Here is a 23599-nt window from a genome sequence, read left to right on the forward strand (position 1 = left end):
GGCGTTCATGTTCAGGACATCATCGACGGGCGTACTGAGGTCAACTTGTTCAGACAAGTTCTCCGCTCTGCCTCACCCCTCGTGCGCACCCCTGGAGAGACCGTGACCGTGTCCTTGCCGAGAACTGCCCTCCTGGGCGGCCCCCTCGCCGTCGTCGCCGCGCTCGCCCTGAGCGCCTGCGGCGCCGCCCCCGACAAGGCGTCGGCCACCGCCGACGGCAGGAGCGCCGCCACCGCCACCTCCGCCGCCGACTTCGGCGGGATGGACGCGCTGGTCGCGGCGGCCAAGAAGGAGGGCAAGCTGCACGCCATCGCGCTGCCCCGCGACTGGGCCAACTACGGCGCCCTGATCGACGACTTCGAGAAGAAGTACGGCATCAAGATCGAGGTCGAGAACCCGGACGGCTCCAGCCAGGACGAGATCAACGCCGTCACCTCCCGCAAGGGCCAGGACCGCGCCCCGGACGTACTGGACCTCGGCAGCTCCTTCGCACTCAGCGCCGCCGAACAGGGCCTGCTCGCCGGGTACAAGGTGGTCGCGTTCGACGACATCCCCGCCGGCCAGAAGGACCCGCAGGCCCGCTGGTACAACGACTACGGCGGCTACGTCTCCATCGGCTGCGACGCCAAGCGGGTCAAGGAGTGCCCGACCACCTTCAAGGACCTGCTCAAGCCGGAGTACAAGGGGCAGGTCGCCCTCAACGGCAACCCGACCAAGGCCGGCGCGGCCTTCGGCGGCGTCTACGCGGCCGCCCTCGCCGCCGGCGGCTCCTTCGACGACATCCAGCCCGGCATCGACTTCTTCGCCAAGCTGAAGAAGAACGGCAACTTCACTCCCGTCGAGTCCACCCCCGCCACCGTCGAGCAGGGCGAGACACCGATCAGCATCGACTGGGACTACCTCAACGCCGGGTACGCCGACGAGTTCAAGTCCAAGGGTGTGGACTGGAAGGTGGCCGTCCCCGCCGACGGCCGGTACGCCCAGTACTACTCCCAGGCCATCAACAAGGACGCCCCGCACCCGGCCGCCGCGCGGCTGTGGCAGGAGTACCTCTACAGCGCCGAGGGCCAGAACCTGTGGCTCAAGGGCTACGCCCGCCCGGTCCTGATGCCCGCCATGGAGAAGGCCGGCACCCTCGACCAGGCCGCCGCCACCAAGCTGCCGGAGGTCGACGGCACACCCGCCTTCCCGTCCGAGGCCCAGCAGAGCAAGGCCAAGGACGTTCTCGCGCAGGGCTGGGGGAAGGCCGTCTCCGGATGACCACCGCCCTCACGCGGGCGGACGTGGCGCCCGCCGCTTCGGTGAAGCGGCGGCGCCGCGCCCCGGGATGGCTCGCCGTCGTCCCTCTGCTCGCCTTCACCGCACTCGCCTTCGGGCTGCCCGCCCTGGCGATGCTGAACGGCGCGTTCAGCGTCCAGGATCCGGGGACGGGCGCCGAGTCCCACACCACGGACAACCTGACGACCTCCCTGCGCGGCGCCTACCTGACCGCCCTGCTCGGCAGCGTCAAGCTGTCCGCCGTCGCCGCCGGGCTCGCGGCCCTGCTCGGGCTGCCGCTCGCGCAGGCGGTCGTGACCTCCCGCTCCCGGGTGCTGCGCGAGGCCGTGCTCACCGCCTCCGGGGTGCTCGCCAACTTCGGCGGCGTCCCGCTGGCGTTCGCCTTCGTCGCCACCCTCGGCAACGCCGGTGTGCTGACCCGGCACCTGGGCCTGACCGAGAAGGGCTGGGACCTGTACAGCTTCTGGGGCCTGGTGATCGTCTACCTGTACTTCCTGATCCCGCTGATGGTGCTCACCATCACCCCCGCGCTGGACGGCCTGCGCTCCCAGTGGCGGGAGGCGGCGCGGAACAACGGCGCCACGGCCGTGCAGTACTGGCGGCACGTCGCCCTGCCCGTCCTCGCGCCGTCCCTGCTCGGCGGGCTGGTCCTGCTCTTCGGCAGCGCCTTCGCCGCCTACGCCACCGCCGCCGCCATGGTCGGCAGCTCGGTGCCGCTGGTCACCCTGCAGATCGCCGACGCCCTCTCCGGCAACGTGCTGGTCGGCCAGGAGCACGTGGCCCTCGCCCTCAGCCTCGACATGGTCCTGGTGGCGGGCCTGGTCATGGCCGTGTACCTGCCCCTGCAACGCCGGAGCGCCCGATGGCTCGCCTGAACCCATGGCGGTGGGCCGTCCTCGGTCTCGCCGCGCTGTACTTCCTGATCCCGCTGGCCGCGTCCGTGGTGTTCACGGTCGACGTGCCCGGCCGGGGCGTCACCTTCGACGCCTACACGCGGATCGTCTCCACCGAGGGCTTCGTCCCCAGCCTGCTGCTGTCGCTGCAACTGGCCGCCGCCACCATCGCCGTCGTGCTGCTGCTGATGGTCCCCGCCATGGTCGCGCTCCGGCTCGGCGCGCCCCGGCTGCGGCCCGTCGTCGAAGTGGTGTGCCTGCTGCCGCTGGTCGTGCCGCCGATCGCGTACGTCGCGGGGATCGCGACCGTGCTGAAGTGGGGACCCGAGCACCTGTCCCGCACCCCGCTGTTCCAGACGTTCGTGGCCCTGCAGGATCCGGACTTCCCCGTCGTGCTCGTCCTCGCCTACGTCGTACTGGCGCTGCCCTTCGTGTACCGGGCCCTGGACTCCGGGCTCCGCGCGATCGACGTGCGGACCCTCGTCGAGGCCGCCCGCAGTTGTGGCGCCTCCTGGCCGCAGGCACTGATCCGGTCCGTGCTGCCCAATCTGCGCGGGGCGCTGCTGAACGCCGCCTTCCTCACCCTGGCGCTGGTCCTCGGCGAGTTCACCGTGGCCCAGCTGCTGGGTTTCCGGCCCTTCGCCGTGTGGATCTTCAGCATCGGCGGCTCGCAGGCCCAGATGTCCGTCGCCGTCTCCGTGCTCAGTCTCCTCGTGACCTGGGCACTGCTTCTCGCGCTCGCCGGTGCCGGCGGACGCACCCGAACCGCTTCGTCCCGGGGATGAACCATGACCGCCACCACCCTTGAGAAGGCCGCCACGACGCAGGCCGCCACCATCGAATTCCGTGGGCTGCGCCGGGAGTTCGGCGCCACGGTCGCCCTCGGCGGACTCGACCTGAGCGTGCGGCCGGGGGAGTTCCTGGCGCTGCTCGGGCCCTCCGGCTGCGGCAAGACCACCGCGCTGCGCATGCTCGCCGGGTTCGAACACCCCGACTCCGGTGAGGTGCTGGTGGACGGCGCCGACGTCACCCGGGTCCCGGCCCATCGCCGCGACGCCGGGATGGTCTTCCAGTCGTACAGTCTCTTCCCGCACCTGAGCGCCCGCGACAACGTCGCCTTCGGACTGCGGATGCGCAAGGTGCGGACGGCCGAACGCCGTTCCCGTGCCGCCGAGTTGCTGGAGCTGGTCGGCCTCGCCGACAAGGGCGACCGATTCCCGCACCAGCTCTCCGGCGGTCAGCAGCAGCGGATCGCGCTGGCCCGCGCGCTCGCCCTGCGCCCCCGGGTCCTGCTCCTCGACGAGCCGCTGTCGGCCCTCGACGCCAAGGTCCGGCTGACCCTGCGCGAGGAGATCCGCAGGCTCCAGCAGGAGCTCGGCATCACCACCCTGTTCGTGACGCACGACCAGGAGGAGGCCCTGTCGATCGCCGACCGGGTCGCCGTGATGCGCGCCGGGCGGCTCGAACAATGCGCGCCTCCGGCCGAGTTGTACGGCCGCCCCGCGACCGCCTTCGTCGCCGAGTTCGTCGGCACGATGAGCCGGATCCCGGGCCGGCTGTCCGACGGCGGCGTCGAGGTGCTCGGACAGCGGCTGCCGGTCGACGGCCCGGCTCCCGCCGCGAGCGAGGTGGACGTGCTCGTGCGGCCCGAGGCCGTCCAGGTGCGGGCGACCGAGGACGGCGGCGCGCGGGTGGTCGCCACCGCCTTCCTCGGCGCGACCGTCCGGATCACCGTCCGGCTGGCGGACGCCACCGAGGTCAAGGCCGACCTGCCCGCGCACGAAGCCGCCGGGCTCGCGGCAGGCACCGCCGTGAACGTGTCGCTGCCCGAGCGGCCCGTCCTCGTGGCAGAACGCCCGAACAGGTCGTGAGGCGCCGGCCGTGAGCCGCCAGCCCTGAAGAACCGGTCCCGAAGAACCCGCTGTGAAAGAGAATCACGTGACCCCCCACCCCCGGCTTCCCCTCCAGGCCGTCCTGTTCGACATGGACGGCACGCTCGTCGACACCGAGCGGCTGTGGTGGGAGGCGGTGGAACACGTCGCCGGCAGACCCCTGACCGAGGCGGACCAGCCCGAGGTGCTCGGCCGCTCCGTCGAGCACACGGCGGGCTGGCTGGCCGCGGCCTCCGGCGCACCGGCCGCGGACGTGGCCCGAGAACTGCACCGCGAGTTCACCGGCCGTGTCCGCACCGGCACCGTGCCCCGCCCCGGCGCCCTCGACCTGCTCGACGCCCTCGCCCGGGAGGGCGTACCCACCGCCCTGGTGACCGCGTCGCCCCGCGCCGTCGCCGACATCGTGCTCGACGTCCTCGGCCCCGGGCGCCTGACGGTCTCCGTCACCGCCGACGACACCGACCGCACCAAGCCCGCCCCCGACCCCTACCTCGCCGCCTGCCGCGCCCTGGGTGTCGACCCCGCCGCCTGCGTGGCCGTCGAGGACACGCAGACCGGCGTCAGCTCCGCCGAGGCGGCCGGGTGCGCGGTGCTCGCCGTGCCGTCGCTCGCCCCCATCGACGCGGCACCCGGACGGAGGCTGCGCGAGAGCCTGACCGGGGTCACCCCCGGGGAACTGTCCGCCATGGTGAGCGGCGAACTGCGGGTGATGAGCTGGAACCTCTGGCTCGGCGGGAGCAAGGTCGACGACCACCGGGCCAAGCAGGTCGAGGCGATCCTGGAGTGCGGTGCGGACGTCGTGGGCCTGCAGGAGACCGGGGGCACCGCGGCCCAGGAGCTCGCCGGGGAACTCGGCTGGTACCACCACCGGGCGGGCGAGAACCTCGGTGTCATCAGCCGCCACCCGATCACCGCGTGCCTCGGCGACCCGGACGTCGGCTTCTACGGCGCCGCCGGGGTCCGTATCGGGCTCGCGCCAGGCCGCGAGGTCGACGTCTGGACGGCCCACCTGCACTACACGCCCTACGGCCCGTACGAGTCGGCCTACGACGGGCTCGCGGCGGACCTGCTGATCGCCCACGAGGAGGTGCGGCTGGCGCAGATGCGGGACGCCGTGCGCCGGATCGACGAGGAGGGCGACCCCTCCGTACCGGTCGTCCTGGTCGGTGACTTCAACTGTCCCTCCCACCTGGACCGGCCGGACGTCGCCTGGCCGGTGACGAAGGCGGCCGAGGAGGCGGGCCTGCGCGACTCCTACCGCGAGGCCCGTCCGGACCCGGCCGCCGACCCGGGGCACACCTGGTCACCGATCCACCCGGTGCACGAGGACGGGAGCGGGCGGCCCGAGCCGCAGGACCGCATCGACTACGTGCTGCACCGGGGGCTGCGGGTGCTCGACTCCTGGACGTACGTCAGGGGTACCCCGCGTCCCTGGCCGGAGGTCGTCGGCAACGACTGGCCCTCGGACCACGCGGCGGTCGTGACCGCCTTCGGCGAGCCAGGGGGCCACCGGGGCCGGCCCGGCGCGTAGCGGGCGCCCGGGCGGTCGGCCCGGAGCCGCTGTGGGAGGCCGCGGGGCGGCTGCGGACCTGTGCTTCGACCCCGTGTCCCGCGGTGGCGCAACGAATCGCCGCCCATGCCCGGTTGTACGCAACGATTCGCTCACCGGCGCGCAACGGCTCCGGCTTGTCCGCCCGAGACGGCCGAACGTACGGTCTAACCGACCCCCGAACCCCCCGTACCGGTGAGGAACACCCATGCGCACCGCCCTGCTCCAGAGCTCCGGCCGTCCCGGCTCCGTCGTCGAGAACCTCAAGGTCCTCGACGACGCCGCCGGCCGGGCCGCCGCCGCGGGGGCCGGGCTGCTGGCGACGTCGGAGCTGTTCCTGACCGGGTACGCGATCGGCGACGACATCGGCCGCCTGGCCGAGCCCGCCGACGGGGACCGGGCGGACGCGGTCGCGGAGCTGGCCCGCCGGCACGGGCTGGCCGTCGCCTACGGCTACCCGGAGCGGGACGGCGAGACGGTCTACAACTCCGTGCAGCTGATCTCCGCCGACGGCACCCGCCTCGCCAACTACCGCAAGACCCACCTGTTCGGCGACTTCGAGCACGACCAGTTCACGCCGGGCGAGCAGCCGGTCGTCCAGGCGGAGCTGAACGGACTGACCGTCGGTCTGATCATCTGCTACGACGTGGAGTTCCCGGAGAACGTGCGCGCCCACGCGCTGGGCGGCACCGACCTCCTCGTCGTCCCGACGGCGCTCATGCACCCGTTCCAGTTCGTCGCCGAGTCCCTGGTCCCGGTGCGCGCCTTCGAGAACCAGATGTACGTCGCCTACGTCAACCGGGCCGGCACGGAAGGCGAGTTCGAGTTCGTCGGGCTCTCCGCCCTGGCCGGCCCCGACGGGGTGGCCCGCGCCCGCGCCGGACGGTCCGAGGAACTGGTCCTCGCGGACGCCGACCCCGCCGCCCTCGCCGCCTCCCGCGAGGCCAACCCGTATCTGGAAGGCCGCCGCCCCGGCCTCTACGGGTCCCTCGTCTGACCCCCGGACCTTCCCTCTCTCCCCACCCCCGGTTCTTTCGCGCAAGGAGTCCGCACCCCATGACGTCCACGGTGCCCAACGCCGTCGAGCACGCCGACGAGCAGCAGCCGCCGATCACCATGTTCGGCCCGGACTTCCCGTACGCGTACGACGACTTCCTCGCCCACCCGGCGGGCCTCGGCCAGGTCCCCGCGACCGAGCACGGCACCGAGGTCGCGATCATCGGCGGCGGCCTTTCCGGCATCGTCGCCGCCTACGAGCTGATGAAGATGGGCCTCAAGCCCGTCGTCTACGAGGCCGACCGGATCGGCGGCCGGCTGCGCACCGTCGGCTTCGAGGGCTGCGACGAGTCGCTGACCGCCGAGATGGGCGCCATGCGCTTCCCGCCGTCCTCCACCGCGCTCCAGCACTACATCGACCTGGTGGGCCTCGAGACCCGGCCGTTCCCCAACCCCCTGGCCGAGGCGACCCCGTCGACCGTCGTCGACCTCAAGGGCGAGTCGCACTACGCCGAGACCGTCGACGACCTGCCGCAGGTCTACCGGGACGTGGCGGAGGCCTGGAACAGGTGCCTGGAGGAGGGCGCCGACTTCTCCGACATGAACCGTGCCCTGCGCGAGCGCGACGTGCCGCGCATCCGCGAGATCTGGTCCCGGCTCGTCGAGAAGCTCGACAACCAGACCTTCTACGGCTTCCTGTGCGACTCCGAGGCCTTCAGGTCCTTCCGGCACCGGGAGATCTTCGGCCAGGTCGGCTTCGGCACCGGAGGCTGGGACACCGACTTCCCCAACTCCATCCTGGAGATCCTGCGCGTCGTCTACACCGAGGCCGACGACCACCACCGCGGCATCGTGGGCGGCTCGCAGCAACTGCCGCTGAGGCTCTGGGAGCGCGAGCCGGAGAAGATCCTGCACTGGCCCTACGGCACGTCGCTGAAGTCCCTGCACGTTGACGGCGACCCGCGCCCCGCCGTGACCCGGCTGCACCGCACCGCGAACAACCGGATCACGGTGACGGACGCGAACGGCGACATCCGCACCTACAAGGCGGCCGTCTTCACCGCCCAGTCCTGGATGCTGCTGTCCAAGGTCCGGTGCGACGACGCGCTGTTCCCGATCGACCACTGGACCGCGATCGAGCGCACCCACTACATGGAGTCCAGCAAGCTCTTCGTGCCCGTCGACCGGCCGTTCTGGCGGGACAGGGCCGTCGACGACAAGGGCGAGCCGACCGGCCGGGACGTGATGTCGATGACGCTCACCGACCGCATGACCCGCGGCACCTACCTGCTCGACGACGGCCCGGACAAGCCCGCCGTCATCTGCCTCTCCTACACCTGGTGCGACGACAGCCTGAAGTGGCTGCCGCTGTCCGCGAACGAGCGGATGGAGGTCATGCTGAAGTCGCTCTCGGAGATCTATCCGAACGTCGACATCCGCAAGCACATCATCGGCAGCCCGGTGACCGTCTCCTGGGAGAACGAGCCCTACTTCATGGGCGCGTTCAAGGCCAACCTGCCCGGTCACTACCGCTACCAGCGGCGCCTGTTCACCCACTTCATGCAGGACCGGCTGCCCGAGGACAAGCGGGGCGTCTTCCTCGCCGGCGACGACATCTCCTGGACGGCCGGGTGGGCCGAGGGCGCCGTGCAGACCGCGCTGAACGCGGTCTGGGGCGTCATGCACCACCTCGGCGGCGGCACCGACCCGGCCAACCCCGGCCCCGGTGACGTCTACGACGAGATCGCTCCGGTCGAACTCCCGGAGGACTGACCGGAGTCCAGGGCGGTCACACCCCGGCCGCCCGCGCCTTCTCGAACACCTCCGCGGCGACGTCCTTGAGCTCCTCGGCGTCCCGCAGCCGGCCCTGCACGTCGATCAGGATCTCCTCCAGGCCGATCGCCGCGTACGCGAGGAGGTCCTCGACGATCTGGTCGGCGTCGCCCTGGAAGGGCCGGCGGCCGGTGCCCTCGTACGCCTTGGCCGAGTACGTCGCGTTCACCCGCAGCACCGTCCGGATCGGCTGCTGCCGGCCACGCTCGGCGGCCAGGTCCCGCACCGCGTCCCACTGGCTCGCGACCTGCTCGGCGCCCATGGCCACCGGGAGCCAGCCGTCGGCGTGCTCGACGAGCCGCTCCCGGGCCTTGCGGGTGTTCGCGGCCAGCAGGATCGGGATCGGCCGGGCCGGCTTGGGGCCCACCACGGCCGACTCGATCTTCGTGATACGGCCGTCGTAGCGCACCGGGTCGGGCCCCCACACGGCCCGGCAGACGTCGATCACCTCGTCCAGCACCCGGCCGCGCTCCTTGATCGGCCGGATTCCCGCCGCCGCGTACTCGTCCAGGGACCAGCCCGTGCCGAAGCCGGCGAGCACCCGCCCGCCGCTGGCCGCGTCCAGGGAGGCGAGGGACCTGGCGAGCTGGAACGGCACGTGCAGCGGCGCGACCAGCACGCTGCTGCCCAGCTGGACCCGCTCGGTGGCCGCCGCGGCCAGGGTGAGCGTGACCAGCGGGTCGGCCACGTGCCGGTACGAGTCGGGCCAGGGCACGCCCTCGATGCCGTACAGGCCCTGTGTGGCGGGCTCCGGGAACAGGGCCCGCTCGTACACCCAGACGCTGTCGTAGCCGATGCGCTCCACGGCGCGTGCCACGTCGGGCACGTCCCTGCCGAGGTCGTACTGCCGGTTCTGTGGAAGACCGATTCCCAGACGGGTCGCCATGACGGTGCGCTCCTTCGTGATCGTCCGTGTTCCATGGTCAACGTACAGTGATCACGGGGGAGTTCCGGGAAGGTGCGGGGCGGATGTCCGGATCAGCCCGGCAGCGGCGTGAGCATCATGCGGCAGTCGAAGCCGATCGCGGCGTCCAGCCGCCGGCCGAACTCCTCGGCCATGTCGGGCAGTCGGCGCAGTGCCCACAGCGCCCGCGCGGCCGACCAGCTCGCCTCCCGGGCCCGCTCCAGGTCCCACGAGCCGAGCAGGTGGGTGAGCGGATCGGTGATGTGGAGCAGTTCGGGACCGGGCACCAGGTCCTCGCGGACCCGCTCCTCCAGCGACAGGAGAAAGTCGCCCAAGCGGTCGAACTCGCCCTCCAGCTCGGCCGGTTCGCACCGCGCGGCCCGGCAGGCGTCCACCACGGCGAGGGCCAGGTCGTAGCCGATGTGCGCGTGGACGCCCGCCAGCGCGAACTGCGCCGGCCGCACCCCGGGGTGCCGCCGGAACTGGAACAGGGGCCGCCAGCAGGCGGGCGGCCGCCGTCCTTCGGCGGCCGCGTCCACGGCGGCGAGGTACCGCCCGGCGAACGGTGCGTCCAGCGTGGTCGCGGGCCATCGGCCGGCCGCCTCGGCGGCGGCGAGGTACACACGCTGGAAGACGGCGACCCCGTCGCGCTCGGGCAGCCCGGCGGCCAGGTGGCGCATCCTGGCGACCAGCGCGTCCACTGTGTCCGGGCCATGGGTGAGTTGTGCCGATTGCCCCATGAGGGCAGCGTCCCAGGCCCGGGACGCCCCGTTCGCCGACGGGCCCGGCGCTTCCCCGGAACGGGGGAACGCGCCCGTCGGCGAACGGGGCGGAGGGGGCCTGAGAGACAGGTCGGGCGGAGGGGGACCTACGAGGCGGGCCCGGTGCCCTGAGCCTCCCCGCCGTACGACGACGTGCCCTCGTCCAGCAGGGGCTCCTGCTTCTTGAGGTGGGCGGGCGCGAACGCCCGCAGCGCGTGGTAGCCGGTGATGACGACCAGGGTGCCGAGCGCGATGCCGCTGAGGGAGAAGGTGTCGCTGAACTTCAGGCTGACGTTGCCGACACCGATGATGATGCCCGCCGCGGCCGGCACCAGGTTCAGCGGGTTGCGCAGGTCGACCTTGGCGTTGATCCAGATCTGCGCGCCGAGCAGGCCGATCATGCCGTACAGGATGACGGTGATGCCGCCGAGGACACCGCCCGGGATCGCGGCCACGATCGCGCCGAACTTGGGGCAGAGGCCGAACAGCAGCGCGAAGCCCGCGGCGGCCCAGTACGCGGCCGTCGAGTAGACGCGGGTCGCGGCCATCACGCCGATGTTCTCGGAGTAGGTGGTGTTCGGCGGGCCGCCCACCGCGGTGGACAGCATGGAGGCCACACCGTCGGCCGAGATCGCGGTGCCGAGCTTGTCGTCCAGCGGGTCGCCGGTCATCTCGCCGACCGCCTTCACGTGCCCCGCGTTCTCCGCGACCAGCGCGATGACGACGGGCAGCGCCACCAGGATCGCCGACCACTGGAAGCTGGGCCCGTGGAAGGACGGCAGTCCGATCCAGTCGGCCTTGCCCACGCCCGAGAGGTCCAGGCGCCAGTGGTCGGTGAGCTTGCCGCTCGCGCCCACGGAGTGGATCCTGCCGAAGACCTGGTCGAAGACCCAGGAGACGGCGTAGCCGAAGACCAGGCCGAGGAAGATCGCGATCCGGGACCAGAAACCGCGCAGGCACACGACGGCCAGCCCGGTGAACAGCATGACGAGCAGCGCCGTCCACTGGTCCTGCGGCCAGTAGGTGGAGGCGGTCACCGGAGCGAGGTTGAAGCCGATCAGCATGACGACCGCGCCGGTGACGATCGGCGGCATCGCGGCGTGGATGATCCGCGCCCCGAAACGCTGCACGGCGAGGCCGACCAGGAACAGCGCGACACCGACGACGAAGACCGCGCCGGTCACGGTGGCGCTGGTGCCGCCCTGCGCCCGGATGACCGCGGCGACGCCCACGAAGGAGAGCGAGCAGCCCAGGTAGCTGGGCACCCGGCCGCGGGTGGCGAGCAGGAAGATCACGGTCGCGACGCCCGACATCATGATCGCGAGGTTGGGGTCGAGGCCCATGAGCACGGGGGCGACGAAGGAGGCGCCGAACATGGCCACGACGTGCTGGGCGCCGAGTCCTGCCGTGCGGGGCCACGAGAGCCGTTCGTCGGGCCGGACCACTGCTCCCGGTGCGGGCGTACGCCCGTCACCGTGCAGCTTCCAGCGCACGCCGAGGTCCATGGTGGGATTTCGCTTTCTCTGTACGTGGAGCCTGTCCGCACCATTGTCGGGGGTGCCCGGAGGTCCCGTGCCCACCCGCCCCTGCTCAGGGGCCGTTCAGCTGCCGCTCAGGCGTCGCTCAGGGCCGCGGGTCGGGAACCGCGGTGCTCGCGGGACCGACCTTCGTCCGGTCCCGGTCACCCGCCCTGAGCACCCCCGCGAAGGCGACCAGACCGCATGCCAGCAGGGTCACCAGGCCGAAGGACACCACCAGGCTGGTCGCCTGGGCCAGCCCGCCGATCGCGCTCGGGGCGACCAGCCCGGAGGTGTATGTGATGGTCGCGACACCGGCGATGGCCTGACTGGGGTTCGGGCCGCTGCGGCCGGCCGCGGCGAAGCACAGCGGTACGACGACCGCGATACCGAGGCCCATCAGCGCGAACCCGGTCATCGCCACCGCCGGATGGCCCCCGGCGACGACGAGCAGGCCGCCCACGACCGCCAGCACGCCGCTCGCCCGCACCGTGCGCACGGCGCCGAACCGGTCCACCACCCGGTCGCCGGCGATCCGCGCGATCGCCATGGTGAGGGTGAAGCCGGTGGTGCAGGCCGCCGCGAGGCCGGCCGAGGTCTCCAGCTGGTGCCGCAGGTAGACCGCCGACCAGTCCAGGCTCGCGCCCTCCGCGAACACCGCGCAGAACCCGATCGCGCCGATCAGCAGCGCCGACTTCGGCGGCAGCGCGAACCGCGGCGGCGGCTCCTCGTCCTGGGCGGGCTGGAGGTCCAGCACCCAGGTGCAGGCGGCCACGCCCAGCACGGTCAGCACGGCGGCGGCCAGCAGATGGTGCAGCCGCGCGTCCGAGCCGAGGTGCGCGGCGACCGTGCCGGCCGCCGAGCCGACCAGGGCTCCCGCGCTCCACATGCCGTGCAGGCCGGACATGATCGAACGGTCGAGCCGGTTCTCGACCTCCACCCCGAGGGCGTTCATCGCGACGTCCGCCATGCCCGCCGTGGCGCCGTAGACGAACAGGCTGAGGCAGAGGGTCAGGAGGTTCGGCGCGAGGGAGGGCAGGACGAGGGCGAGCGTCCACAGGGCGATCAGGCCACGCAGCGCGTTGCGGGCGCCGAAGCGGTGGCTGATGCCGCCCGCGAGCGGCATCGCGAGGGACGCGCCGAGGGCCGGGAAGGCCAGCGCGAGCCCCAGCTGCCCGGGGCTGACCCCGGCGTGGTCCTGGATCCACGGCACGCGGGTCGCGAACGAGCCGGTGACGGCGCCGTGTACGGCGAAGACGGCCGCCACGGCGTACCGGGCGCGCCGCACCTCGCGCTGTTCGTAGACCACTGCACTCATTGTCCGGCCCCTCCCGGGCTGACCGCCGTTGCCCCTCGCGCCGTCGCGCCGACGTAAACTATCAGGGAACCTGCCTGATAGATAGCGCACATCAAGGACGGCAGCAGCCCGCAGATCTGGGAGGATTCCCGGCATGCCCGCATCCCCGAGCACCGCCCGGGCCATCAACGACCGGCTCGCCCTGCGGCTGCTTCAGCAGCAAGGACCGCTGACGGCAGGGAAGTTGAAGCAGCTCACCGGTCTGTCCCGGCCCACCGTCGCCGACCTCGTCGAACGGCTGACGGCCTCCGGCCTGATCACCGTGGTCGGTGAGTCCGGCGAGCAGCGGCGCGGGCCGAACGCCCGGCTGTACGGCATCGTCGCCGACCGCGCCCACCTGGCCGCCCTCGACGTCCGCACCGAGAGCGTGTCCGTGATCGTCGCCGATCTGCTGGGCAGGGAACTGGCCGCGGAGTCCGTGCCGATCGGCGGGGACACGGGCACCGGGCCGGCCCTGGAGCAGGCGGTCGGTCTGGTGGAGCGGGTGGTCAAGGAGTCGGGAGCGGAGCGGCTGCACACGGTCGGCATCGGCGCGCCGGGGCTGATCGACCCGGTCACCGGCGAGCTCCGCGACTCCACGGGACTGCCCGAATGGCATCGCAGGCTGGTGGCGGCGTTGCAGGAGCGGCTGCCGCGGGCCCGGGTCACCGTCGAGAACGAGACCAACCTCGCGGCGCTGGCCGAGCAGCGCGACGGGGCCGCCCGGGGCCGGGACACGTTCGTCCTGCTGTGGCTCGGCCACGGCACGGGCGCGGCCGTCGTCCTGGACGGAACCCTGCGCCGCGGTGCCTCCGGAGGCACCGGCGAGATCGGCTTCCTGCCCGTCCCGGGCACCGACGGCCTCCCTTCGGCGACGGACTGCGCGGACGGCTTCCACTCACTGGCCGGCGCGACGGCGGTGAGGGAACTGGCGGCGCGGCACGGACTGTTGGCCGAGGGGGCCGGGTCGGAGGGGAGCGGGTCGGAGGGCGTGGGTTCGGAGCCGGTCGCCGCGGAACTGGTGCGGGCGGCGGTACGGGCAACCGCGGGGGCGCCCGTATCCGCCGCCGAGGACTCCGCCGCGGCCTCGCGCTTCCTCGATGCCCTGGCCGACCGCGTCGCCCTCGGGGTCGCCTCGGTGGTGGCCGTCCTCGATCCCGGGTGCGTGGTCCTCGGGGGCGAGATCGGACAGGCGGGCGGTGAGATGCTCGCCGCGCGCGTGGCGGAGCGCGTGGCGCGGATGTCCCCGCTGCGTACCGAGGTGAGGGCGGGCGCGCTCGGCGGCCGGGCGGTGCTGCGCGGCGCGCTCGCGACCGCCCGCGACCGGGCCCAGGACGACTTGTTCGCCCCTCCGGAGCGCTGACACCGCAAGGGGTCCGGCCCGGCGCCGCACGGGAATCGGTCCGGCGCGGCAAGGGGTCCGGCCCGGCGCCGCACGGGAATCGGTCCGGCCCGGCGCCGCAAGGGAATCGGTCCGACGTTGTTCGGAATTCGGTCCGGAGCGTACGGAATTCGGTCCAGCGTCCTGCGAACTTCACAGCTCGCGCCGTATGTTCGGCCCGGCGCGGCGGAACTTGCATGTCCCACGCACCTGTTGACCTGCATGGTCTAGTCCTCTTAGTGTCTGACTTCCGTGCAGACCGGTCCGGCGGCGGTGACGACGGCCCTTGCCCGCCGCCGGACCTCCACGCCCGCGCACGGCACGGCGGGCGGTACGTTCTGTGAGCCACCCCACACGCTTCGTCGGTAGTCGCGCCGATCGGGCGTGGCACACTGGCTCTGTACCAGTAGCAGCGCACTCCGGGGTCGGTGAAAGTCCGAACCGGCGGTTATAGTCCGCGACCCGGTCGCTTCCAGCGGCCGGTTGACCAGGTGGAATTCCTGGACCGACGGTTAAAGTCCGGATGGGAGGCAGTGCGCGGCGAGCGAGCACACCCGTGTGCGCCGCCGTCTCTGGGCTCGCCCTCCACGGGCGGGTCCCGTCCGGCGTCGCCCTCCGAGTGTCCTCGTTCGTGCAGTCTGTCGACGTCGGCAGCCCCCGGAGTCCGTGCCCCGAAGAGGCAGGAGGACCCGGGAAGTGTTCACCGGAATCGTCGAAGAGCTGGGCGAAGTCACCGCCGTGGAGGACCTCGGCGACGCCGCCCGCTTCCGGCTCCGCGGCCCCGTCGTGACCGAGGGCGCACGGCACGGCGACTCCATCGCCGTGAACGGGGTCTGTCTCACCGTCGTCGAGCACGAGGGCGACGAGTTCACCGCGGACGTCATGGCGGAGACCCTCAAGCGCTCCAGCCTCGGCGTCCTCACCACCGGCTCCCGCGTCAACCTCGAACGCCCCACCGCCGTGGGTGCCCGCCTCGGCGGCCACATCGTGCAGGGGCACGTCGACGGCACCGGCACGATCCTGGACCGCACCCCCTCCGAGCACTGGGAGATCGTGAAGATCTCGCTGCCGCCGGACCTCGCGCGTTACGTCGTCGAGAAGGGCTCCATCACCGTTGACGGCATCAGCCTCACCGTCGTCGAGGCCGGCGACGAACACTTCACCGTCAGCCTCATCCCCACCACCCTGGCGCTGACCACCCTCGGCCTGAAGCAGCCCGGCGACCCGGTCAACCTCGAGGTGGACGTCGTCGCCAAGTACGTCGAGCGGCTGCTCGGCGACCGTGCGCGGGGAGCCGGACGGTGAACTGGCTCAACTCCGAGGCGTTCACCCTCCTCGGCCAGCACATCAAGTGGTCCGACATGACGGGCAACATCATCGGCCTGCTCGGCCTCGCGTTCGGCTGGCGGCGCTCCATCTGGAGCTGGCCCGTCCAGTTCCTGTCCGGCCTGATCCTGTTCGCCGCGTTCGCCACCGCCCATCTCTCGGGCAGCGCCGGCAAGCAGATCGTCGTCATGGTGGTCGCCGTCTTCGGCTGGTGGCAGTGGAACCGCGGCAAGGGCCGGGCGGCGGACGGCCACATCGCCGTCCGGTTCGCCACCTGGCGCGAGCGTGCCGTGCTACTCGGCGCCGCCGCGGTCGGCACGGTCGCCGTCGCCGGACTGTTCCATGCCTACCCGTCGCTGTCCTGGGACCCCTGGCCCGACGCCTACATCTTCGTCGGCACCGTCGTCGCCATGTACGCGCAGGCGCGCGGCATGGTCGAGTTCTGGTTCGCCTGGCTGCTCGTCGACGTCGTCGGCGTACCGCTCAACTTCGCCAACGGCTTCGCCTTCTCCGGCTTCGTCTACATCGTCTACGGCGCACTGGTCCTGTGGGGCATGCGCGACTGGTGGCTGCGCACCCGCACGGACGCGCGGCCCGTCCTGGAAGGAGCGCCCGCATGACCGCGGCAACCGTCCTCTACGGCACCGACAACATCGAGGACTTGACACTCGACCCGGTCGAGCGGGCCGTCGCCGACATCGCGGCCGGCCGCCCGGTCGTGGTCGTCGACGACGAGGACCGCGAGAACGAGGGCGACCTCGTCATCGCCGCCGAGAAGGCGACCCCCGAGATCGTCGCCTTCATGATGAGCGAGTGCCGCGGCCTGATCTGCGCGCCCATGGAGGGCGAGGAGCTGGACCGGCTGAAGCTGCCGCAGATGGTCGAGGAGAACACGGAGTCGATGAAGACCGCCTTCACGGTCTCCGTCGACGCCGGTGCCGCCCACGGCGTCACCACCGGCATCTCCGCCTCCGACCGCGCCACCACCCTCCAGCTGCTGGCGAGCGGCACCGCGGAGCCCACCGACCTCGTCCGGCCCGGCCACGTCTTCCCGCTGCGCGCCCGTCCCGGCGGGGTGCTCGCCCGCCCCGGCCACACCGAGGCGGCCGTCGACCTCGCCCGGCTCGCGGGGCTGCGCCCGGCCGGCGCGATCGTCGAGATCGCCGGTGAGGACGGCCGGATGCTCCGCCTGCCCGAACTGATCGTCTTCGCGCGCAAGCACGGCCTGACGATCATCTCCATCGAGGACCTGATCGCGCACCGGCGCCCGTCCGAGCTCCCGGCCCCGCCCGAGCAGGGGGAGCGGCCGTCCCAGCCCGCGGTCCGCCGCGAGGCCGAGGTCCGCCTGCCCACCGCGCACGGCGTCTTCACCGCGTACGGCTACCGCTCCACCGCCGACGGCGTCGAACACGTGGCCCTGGTGCACGGCGAGATCGGCGACGGCGAGGACGTCCTGGTCCGCGTGCACTCCGAGTGCCTCACGGGAGACGTCTTCGGTTCCCAGCGCTGCGACTGCGGCCCCCAGCTGGACACCTCCCTGGAGCGCATCCAGAAGGAGGGCCGGGGAGCGGTGGTCTACCTGCGCGGCCACGAGGGGCGCGGCATCGGCCTGATGTCCAAGCTGCGCGCCTACGAGCTCCAGGAGCGCGGCCGGGACACCCTCGACGCCAACCTCGAACTCGGACTGCCCGCCGACGCCCGTGACTACGGCGCCGGCGCGCGGATCCTTCAGGACCTCGGGGTCAGGAGCGTGCGCCTGCTGACCAACAACCCCGACAAGACCGACGCTTTGCTCCGCCACGGCCTGAGGGTCACCGGACGGGAGCCGATGCCCGTCCAGGCCGGCGAGCACAACCTCCGCTACCTGCGCACCAAGCGGGACCGGATGGGGCACGACCTGCCCTGGCTGGACACCACCGCCGTGTCCACCTGCGGCAACCAGTAAGCGAAAAGACTCGAGGAGACACGTGAGCGGCAAGGGTGCACCGGAACTGTCCGTCCGGAACGTCGGGGACCTCAGGGTCGCCGTCGTCGCGGCGCAGTGGCACGAGAAGGTGATGGACGGACTCGTGGACGGGGCCCTGCGCGCCCTGCACGAGCTGGGGATCGACGAGCCGACCCTGCTCCGGGTGCCGGGCAGCTTCGAGCTTCCGGTGGTGGCGAAGGTCCTGGCCGGGCGCGGCTACGACGCGGTCGTCGCCCTCGGCGTCGTCATCCGGGGCGGCACCCCACACTTCGACTATGTGTGCCAGGGCGTCGCCAACGGCCTGACCCAGGTGTCGGTCGAGACCGGCGTTCCCGTCGGCTTCGGCGTGCTCACCTGCGACACCGAGGAGCAGGCCCTGGACCGGGCCGGCCTGAAGGGATCCAGCGAGGACAAGGGCCACGAGGCGGTCACCGCGGCGGTCGCGACCGCCGCCACGCTCCGCTCGGTATCCGAACCCTGGCGGTGAGCAGCCGCCCGGAGCGCGTAGGGTTGGCAGCACCATGTCCAAGAAGACGTTCGAGGAGCTCTTCACCGAGCTCCAGCACAAGGCCGCCAACGGCGACCCCGCCACCTCCCGCACGGCCGAGCTGGTCGGCAAGGGTGTCCATGCCATCGGCAAGAAGGTCGTCGAGGAGGCCGCCGAGGTCTGGATGGCCGCCGAGTACGAGGGCAAGGAGGCGGCCGCCGAGGAGATCTCGCAGCTGCTGTACCACGTCCAGGTGATGATGGTCGCCCGCGGCATCTCCCTGGACGACGTCTACGCCCACCTCTGAGCACTCCGAGCACTCCGAGTACCAGCAACCGCACACACTGTCGTACAAGACGAACGAAGGAAGCCGACCTCATGCTGCGCATCGCCGTCCCCAACAAGGGTTCACTCTCCGGCCCTGCGGCGGACATGCTGCATGAGGCCGGCTACCAGCAACGGCGGGAGTCCAAGGAACTGCGGATCGTCGACCCGGTCAACGAGGTGGAGTTCTTCTACCTCCGCCCCCGCGACATCGCGATCTACGTCTCCACCGGCCGCCTGGACATCGGCATCACCGGCCGCGACCTGCTCATCGACTCCGGCGCGGGCGCCGAGGAGATCCTTCCGCTCGGCTTCGCCCGCTCCACCTTCCACTACGCGGCCAAGCCCGGCACGGTCGGCGGCGTCGCGGACCTGAACGGCAAGACGGTCGCCACGTCCTACGAGGGCATCGTCAGCAAGCACCTCGCCGACAGCGGCATCGACGCCTCCGTCGTCCACCTGGACGGCGCCGTCGAGACCGCCATCGAACTCGGTGTGGCCGAGGCCATCGCCGACGTCGTCGAGACCGGCACCTCCCTGCGCAACGCCGGACTGGAGATCGTCGGCGAGTCGATCATGAAGTCCGAGGCGATCGTCGTCCGCCGCACCGGCGCCGACGTCGAGGAGCCCAAGGTGCAGCAGTTCCTGCGCCGCCTCCAGGGCGTCCTGGTGGCCCGGACGTACGTGATGATGGACTACGACTGCCGGGTCGAGCAGTTGGAGAAGGCCGTCGCGCTCACCCCGGGCCTGGAGTCCCCGACCGTCTCCCCGCTGCACAACGAGGGCTGGGTCGCCGTGCGCGCCATGGTCCCCGCCAAGGAGGCACAGCGGATCATGGACGATCTGTACCAGATCGGTGCCCGGGCCATCCTCACCACGGCCATCCACGCCTGCCGTCTCTGAGGGACGAGGAGGCACACAGAGATGTCCGACCTGCCCGCACTTCCCGTCACCTTCCGGCCGGGCCGCACCCGGGCCGTCCTGCTCACCGCCGGAGCGGCCATATTCGTGGTGATCACGACCGTGGGGCTGCTGCTGGAGCAGCTCAGCCCCGGCGAACGGGTGAGTTTCGCCTTCACCGGCGCGCTCCTGGCCGGGGTCCTGGTCCTGCTCGCCCGCCCGAAGGTGGTCGCCGACGACGCGGGTGTCACCGTCGTCAACATCGCCGGCCGGCGCCGTCTGGAGTGGGCCGAGATAGTACAGGTCAACCTGCGCCCGGGTGATCCGTGGGTTTTCCTGAACCTCAGCGACGGCACCAGCCTGGCCGCGCTGGGCATCCAGCCGGGCATAGCGAAACAGCAGGCCATCGCCGATGCGCGCGCCCTGCGCGCGCTCGTCGAAGCCCGTTCGGTCCCGGGCTCCGAGCGGTCCCCGGACGAACCTCGGGACTGACTCGGTGCCGTCCGCCCTGCCGCATCTGCCGGTGTCTTGATTAATCTGGTTACGGACGCGTTTTCGCTGCGCCTCCGCCCCTGGGTTCCACGACCGGTGCCAGGGGCTCCTGCTACCCGAGGAGTGACTCCCTCCGGCGATGGACGGATCGTCCTGCAGTACCTGCGCCGCCCCCTGCCGACATAGCGTGGACCTGTTCCGCGTATATGCGGAGGCGGCGGCATCATGACCATCCCCCTGCTGCTCCTCGGAGCGGCGCTTCTGCTCATTCTCGCCAACGGCTTCTTCGTCGCGGCCGAGTTCGGCCTGGTCACGGTCGAGCGCCCGGACGCCGAGAAGGCCGCCGAGGAGGGCGACAGACGGGCCCTCAGGGTCGTCGAGTCCCTCAAGGAGCTGTCCTTCCAGCTCTCCGGCACCCAGCTCGGCATCACCATCACCTCCCTGGTCGTCGGCATGCTCGCCGAACCGGCGCTGGCCGGGCTGCTGCGCGGCCCGTTCGCGGCGGCCGGTGTCCCCGGCGGAGCCGTCTCCGGGGTCGCCGTCGTCGTCGGCATGCTGCTGGCCTCGGCGGTCCAGATGGTGATCGGCGAGCTCGTACCCAAGAACTGGGCGGTCTCCCGGCCCCTTCAGGTGGCGCGTTTCGTGGCCGGCCCGCAGCATCTCTTCTCGCGCCTGTTCCACCCGGTGATCGCGGCGCTCAACACGGTCGCCAACCGGCTGGTGCGCGCCCTGGGCGTCGAACCCACGGAGGAGCTGGCCTCCGCCCGCACCCCCGGCGAGCTGGTCTCGCTGGCCCGCCACTCGGCCCGGGCCGGCGCCCTCGAACAGGACACCGCGGACCTCTTCGTGCGCACCCTGTCCCTGGGTGACCTGACCGCAGAGCACGTCATGACCCCGCGGGTCAAGGTCAGCGCGCTGCAGTCCTCGGCGACCGCCGAGGACGTGGTGAACCTCACCCGTGCCACCGGCCTGTCCCGCTTCCCCGTGTACCACGAGAAGATCGACGAGGTCGTCGGCATGGTCCACCTCAAGGACGCCCTCGCGGTGCCGTCCGACGAGTGGCTGCGCACCCCGGTGGGCCGTATCGCCCGCCCGGCGCTGCTGGTCCCCGAGACCCTGCCGGTGCAGCCGCTGCTCGCCCAACTGCGCAACGAGCAGCCGATCGCGGTCGTCGTCGACGAGTACGGCGGCACCGCGGGCGTCGTCACCCTGGAGGACATCGTCGAGGAACTCGTCGGCGAGGTCCGCGACGAGCACGACGCCACGGACGTGCCGGAACTCGCGCCGGCCCCGCCCGAGGACGGGAGCCCCGCCTGGGACGTCGACGGCGGCTGCCGGGTCGACCTGCTCCGGCGGATCGGCCTGGACGCGCCCGAGGGCCCGTACGAGACCGTCGCCGGCCTGGTCGCCGACCTGCTCGGCCGCATCCCGGCCCCCGGCGACAGCGCCGAGCTGCCGGGCTGGCGGCTGGCCGTGCGCCAGGTCGAGCACTACCGCGCGGAGCGGGTGCGGCTGGTCCGCACCGCCACCGCGGCGGACCCGGTCCCGGCCGTGGCGGAGGCCGCCCGATGAGCGTGATCCAACTGCTTTTCGCCGCGCTGCTGGTCCTCGCCAACGGCTTCTTCGTCGGTGCCGAGTTCGCCCTCGTCTCCGTCCGCCGCAGCCAGATCGAACCGCTCGGCACGGCCCGGGCCCGCCAGGTGCTGCACGGCCTGGAGCGGCTGCCGCAGATGATGGCCGCCGCCCAGTTCGGCATCACCGTCTGCTCGCTGACCCTGGGCGCCGTCGCCGAGCCGACGGTGGCCGGACTGCTGGAGCCGGTGTTCGCATGGCTCCACATGCCCAGCGGCATGGTCCACCCGCTCGGCTACGTCATCGCGCTCGCGGCCGTGGTCTTCTTCCACCTCGTGATCGGCGAGATGGTGCCGAAGAACCTCGCGATGGCCGCGCCGGAGAAGGCCGCGCTGTGGCTCGGTCCCGGTCTGGTCGCCTTCGCCCGGCTGTGCCGGCCGATCACGGTGGCGCTCGGCGCCTGCGCCAAGGGTGTCCTGCGGCTCTTCCGCGTCGAGCCCAAGGACGAGGTCGAGGCCGCCTTCACCAGCGTGCAGCTGGGGCGGCTGGTGGAGGACTCCCGTCAGGCGGGGCTGCTGGACCCCGAGGAGCAGGAGCGTCTGGAGGACGCGCTGGAGCTGGGCTCACGCCCGGTGACCGACGTCCTGCTCCGGCCCGAGGCGCTGGTCACGGTCGGCCCGTCGGTCACTTCGGCCGAGATCGTCGCGCTCACCGCCCGGACGGGCTACTCGCGCTTCCCGGTCGCCGCGGGCAACGGTGCCTTCCTGGGGTATCTGCACGTCAAGGACGTGCTCGACCTGGAGGACCTCGACGGGGCGGTGCCACAGCGGGCCTGGCGGCCGATGACCACACTGCGGGCCGATCTGCCGCTCGACGACGCCCTGACGGTGATGCGCCGGGCCGCCACGCATCTGGCCCAGGTGGCCGACACCACCGGCCGGGTGCTGGGCCTGGTCGCCTTGGAGGACGTGCTGGAGCTCCTGGTCGGTGAGGTCACAGACCCGGCCCACCGCACCCCGACCCTCACGTCCCCCCGCCCCGGCCCCCGGCAGGCCCTCACGGCCTGACCCACCACGGCCACCGGCCCACCCGCTTCACCGGGTGGGCCGGTGGCCGTTTCACCGAGCGTCGTCGCCCCGGCCGGGTCGGGTTTCCGTCTTCGGAGGAGCCCTTCGCCGGTTGCGCCGGGGCGTCCCGCAGGCTGACCTCCGCTGCCCACTGGGGGCCGCCGCCGCTCAGCGCCGTCGTGGTGCCACGGCGCGGACCGGTGCGCCGGGCCTCGCTCACAGGCCGGACCAGCTCGTCAGTCGGGGGCCGGACCGGGCGCCGGGGTCGGGCCGGGCCCCGTACCCGGGGCCGGGTCCAGGGGCCGGGACTGGTGCCAGAGGTGTTCGTACTGGTGGAGCCAGTAGCGGTGCCACGTCTCGTGGGCGCGGCGGGTGAGGCGCAGGTGCATTCGGCTGGTGACGGCCTCGTTGCGGATGCCGTGCAGTTCCAGGACCAGCCAGCCGTCCCGCTCGCCCGGGTCGACGGCCAGCAGGCTGAAGCCGGGGCTGTAGGGGAGCACCCGGTACTCGAAGGTGCCGGTGCGGGGCCAGGAGTCCATGGTGCGGAGCTGCCGGAGCACCGTGTCGAGCGACGGCCGCAGCCGCTGCAGCGGAGCGTCCAGGCTGTCGTCCAGCTGATGTTCGGCGACCGCGACGGCGTCCGTGGCCGCCGGGTCCAGCACCACCACCCGCACCGACCCCTCCGGCCGGCTCAGCACATGGTGCCGCAGCGCCTGGGACACCTGCGGTGTCAGGAAGTTGACCGCACTCGGCGCGAACAGCCAGACCGTACGGGCCGTTTCCAGCCGCTTGGCGAGCGGCGGCGAGGTCTCCTGGAGCGCGACCCGGTCCCCCAGCAACTCGTCCCCGGACGGGCCCCGGGTCTCCAGCGCCGACCGGTACACCAGCAGGGCCACCGCCGCGAGCAGCGCCGCCCACCGCAGGTCCACCGGCACGATGTCACCGATGACCGACAGCACGGCGAACACGGCGGCCAGCGCCGCGGCCACGTAGACCTCGACATTGCGCAGATGCCTCATCCGGGCCGATGTTTCCGTATGGCGGGATCCACCGCAACTGCCCCGTGCGCGGCACTTGTTGAGGCGCGCGCACCGCTGCCCCCGTCCTCGCTGGTGTGGCATGGTT

At 72.2% G+C, this 23599-nt stretch carries 22 protein-coding genes and 1 riboswitch; of the genes, 17 read left to right on the plus strand and 5 right to left on the minus strand.

Translation table 11 applies throughout. The features are described 5' to 3' along the window. The first annotated feature begins 102 nt into the window (after nucleotides 1-102). From TNCT6_RS26400 to TNCT6_RS26430, 7 genes are all read left to right on the plus strand, one after another. Entirely contained in the window at nucleotides 103-1260 is a 1158-nt protein-coding gene (locus TNCT6_RS26400; RefSeq protein ID WP_141362824.1) for an ABC transporter substrate-binding protein, read from the plus strand. Next, entirely contained in the window at nucleotides 1257-2153 is an 897-nt protein-coding gene (locus TNCT6_RS26405; RefSeq protein ID WP_141362826.1) for an ABC transporter permease subunit, read from the plus strand. Before TNCT6_RS26400 ends, TNCT6_RS26405 begins: the two co-directional genes overlap by 4 nt. Next, nucleotides 2141-2956, plus strand: coding sequence for an ABC transporter permease (locus TNCT6_RS26410; protein WP_141362828.1), 816 nt, complete (start codon nucleotides 2141-2143; stop codon nucleotides 2954-2956). Before TNCT6_RS26405 ends, TNCT6_RS26410 begins: the two co-directional genes overlap by 13 nt. Nucleotides 2957-2959: 3 nt before the next feature. Continuing rightward, nucleotides 2960-4042 carry an ABC transporter ATP-binding protein gene (locus TNCT6_RS26415; RefSeq protein ID WP_141362830.1) on the plus strand — a complete coding sequence of 361 codons (1083 nt, stop codon included), beginning with the start codon at nucleotides 2960-2962 and terminating at the stop codon, nucleotides 4040-4042. Between the two features lie 67 nt (nucleotides 4043-4109). Continuing rightward, the gene (locus TNCT6_RS26420; RefSeq protein ID WP_141362832.1) at nucleotides 4110-5594 is read left to right on the plus strand and encodes an HAD-IA family hydrolase; all 1485 of its coding nucleotides are present in this window, start codon (nucleotides 4110-4112) and stop codon (nucleotides 5592-5594) included. A 226-nt stretch (nucleotides 5595-5820) separates the two neighbouring features. Continuing rightward, a complete protein-coding gene (locus TNCT6_RS26425) occupies nucleotides 5821-6609 on the plus strand; it encodes a carbon-nitrogen hydrolase family protein (protein ID WP_141362834.1) in 789 nt (262 codons plus the stop codon). Nucleotides 6610-6668: 59 nt separating this feature from the next. Continuing rightward, a complete protein-coding gene (locus tag TNCT6_RS26430; RefSeq protein WP_141362837.1) occupies nucleotides 6669-8381 on the plus strand; it encodes an NAD(P)/FAD-dependent oxidoreductase in 1713 nt (570 codons plus the stop codon). Between the two features lie 16 nt (nucleotides 8382-8397). Here the strand turns inward: TNCT6_RS26430 and TNCT6_RS26435 are convergent, their stop codons facing one another. The 4 genes from TNCT6_RS26435 to TNCT6_RS26450 form a co-directional block, all read right to left on the minus strand. Next, the gene (locus TNCT6_RS26435; protein WP_141362839.1) at nucleotides 8398-9327 is read right to left on the minus strand and encodes an LLM class F420-dependent oxidoreductase; all 930 of its coding nucleotides are present in this window, start codon (nucleotides 9325-9327) and stop codon (nucleotides 8398-8400) included. A 92-nt stretch (nucleotides 9328-9419) separates the two neighbouring features. Next, nucleotides 9420-10085 (minus strand): DUF5995 family protein, encoded by a 666-nt coding sequence (locus tag TNCT6_RS26440; protein WP_141362841.1) that lies wholly within the window; start codon nucleotides 10083-10085, stop codon nucleotides 9420-9422. Nucleotides 10086-10213: 128 nt separating this feature from the next. Continuing rightward, nucleotides 10214-11611: a uracil-xanthine permease family protein gene (locus TNCT6_RS26445; RefSeq protein ID WP_141362843.1), complete on the minus strand. Its 1398-nt coding sequence runs from the start codon at nucleotides 11609-11611 to the stop codon at nucleotides 10214-10216. Nucleotides 11612-11729: 118 nt separating this feature from the next. Then, nucleotides 11730-12941, minus strand: a complete 1212-nt coding sequence (locus TNCT6_RS26450; RefSeq protein ID WP_141362845.1) for an MFS transporter — start codon at nucleotides 12939-12941, stop codon at nucleotides 11730-11732. Nucleotides 12942-13074: 133 nt separating this feature from the next. On the opposite strand from TNCT6_RS26450, the gene TNCT6_RS26455 reads away from it, so the two are divergent. From TNCT6_RS26455 to TNCT6_RS26500, 10 genes are all read left to right on the plus strand, one after another. Next, on the plus strand, nucleotides 13075-14322 hold the full coding sequence (locus TNCT6_RS26455) for an ROK family transcriptional regulator (RefSeq protein WP_141362847.1): 1248 nt from the start codon (nucleotides 13075-13077) through the stop codon (nucleotides 14320-14322). Nucleotides 14323-14750: 428 nt separating this feature from the next. Next, nucleotides 14751-14881: riboswitch (FMN riboswitch) on the plus strand. Between the two features lie 155 nt (nucleotides 14882-15036). Then, entirely contained in the window at nucleotides 15037-15645 is a 609-nt protein-coding gene (locus TNCT6_RS26460; protein WP_141362849.1) for a riboflavin synthase, read from the plus strand. Further along, nucleotides 15642-16286, plus strand: coding sequence for a nicotinamide mononucleotide transporter family protein (locus TNCT6_RS26465; protein ID WP_141362851.1), 645 nt, complete (start codon nucleotides 15642-15644; stop codon nucleotides 16284-16286). Before TNCT6_RS26460 ends, TNCT6_RS26465 begins: the two co-directional genes overlap by 4 nt. Beyond that, nucleotides 16283-17611: a bifunctional 3,4-dihydroxy-2-butanone-4-phosphate synthase/GTP cyclohydrolase II gene (locus tag TNCT6_RS26470; RefSeq protein WP_141362852.1), complete on the plus strand. Its 1329-nt coding sequence runs from the start codon at nucleotides 16283-16285 to the stop codon at nucleotides 17609-17611. The genes TNCT6_RS26465 and TNCT6_RS26470 overlap by 4 nt, the downstream gene beginning before the upstream one ends. Before the next feature lie 22 nt (nucleotides 17612-17633). After that, on the plus strand, nucleotides 17634-18119 hold the full coding sequence (gene ribH, locus TNCT6_RS26475) for a 6,7-dimethyl-8-ribityllumazine synthase (protein WP_141362854.1): 486 nt from the start codon (nucleotides 17634-17636) through the stop codon (nucleotides 18117-18119). Nucleotides 18120-18153: 34 nt separating this feature from the next. Next, nucleotides 18154-18426 (plus strand): phosphoribosyl-ATP diphosphatase, encoded by a 273-nt coding sequence (locus TNCT6_RS26480; protein WP_031486114.1) that lies wholly within the window; start codon nucleotides 18154-18156, stop codon nucleotides 18424-18426. 71 nt (nucleotides 18427-18497) lie between these two features. After that, nucleotides 18498-19346: an ATP phosphoribosyltransferase gene (gene hisG / locus TNCT6_RS26485; protein ID WP_141362856.1), complete on the plus strand. Its 849-nt coding sequence runs from the start codon at nucleotides 18498-18500 to the stop codon at nucleotides 19344-19346. Between the two features lie 21 nt (nucleotides 19347-19367). Further along, nucleotides 19368-19835, plus strand: coding sequence for a PH domain-containing protein (locus tag TNCT6_RS26490; protein WP_141362858.1), 468 nt, complete (start codon nucleotides 19368-19370; stop codon nucleotides 19833-19835). A gap of 225 nt (nucleotides 19836-20060) precedes the next feature. Further along, entirely contained in the window at nucleotides 20061-21407 is a 1347-nt protein-coding gene (locus TNCT6_RS26495) for a hemolysin family protein (protein WP_141362860.1), read from the plus strand. Further along, complete coding sequence (locus tag TNCT6_RS26500; protein WP_141362862.1) at nucleotides 21404-22474, plus strand: hemolysin family protein; 1071 nt, start codon at nucleotides 21404-21406, stop codon at nucleotides 22472-22474. Before TNCT6_RS26495 ends, TNCT6_RS26500 begins: the two co-directional genes overlap by 4 nt. Nucleotides 22475-22710: 236 nt before the next feature. Here the strand turns inward: TNCT6_RS26500 and TNCT6_RS26510 are convergent, their stop codons facing one another. Beyond that, the gene (locus TNCT6_RS26510) at nucleotides 22711-23493 is read right to left on the minus strand and encodes a hypothetical protein (RefSeq protein WP_141362864.1); all 783 of its coding nucleotides are present in this window, start codon (nucleotides 23491-23493) and stop codon (nucleotides 22711-22713) included. Nucleotides 23494-23599: the final 106 nt, after the last annotated feature.

Origin of the sequence: Streptomyces sp. 6-11-2 (assembly GCF_006540305.1) — a bacterium.
Taxonomy (GTDB): domain Bacteria; phylum Actinomycetota; class Actinomycetes; order Streptomycetales; family Streptomycetaceae; genus Streptomyces.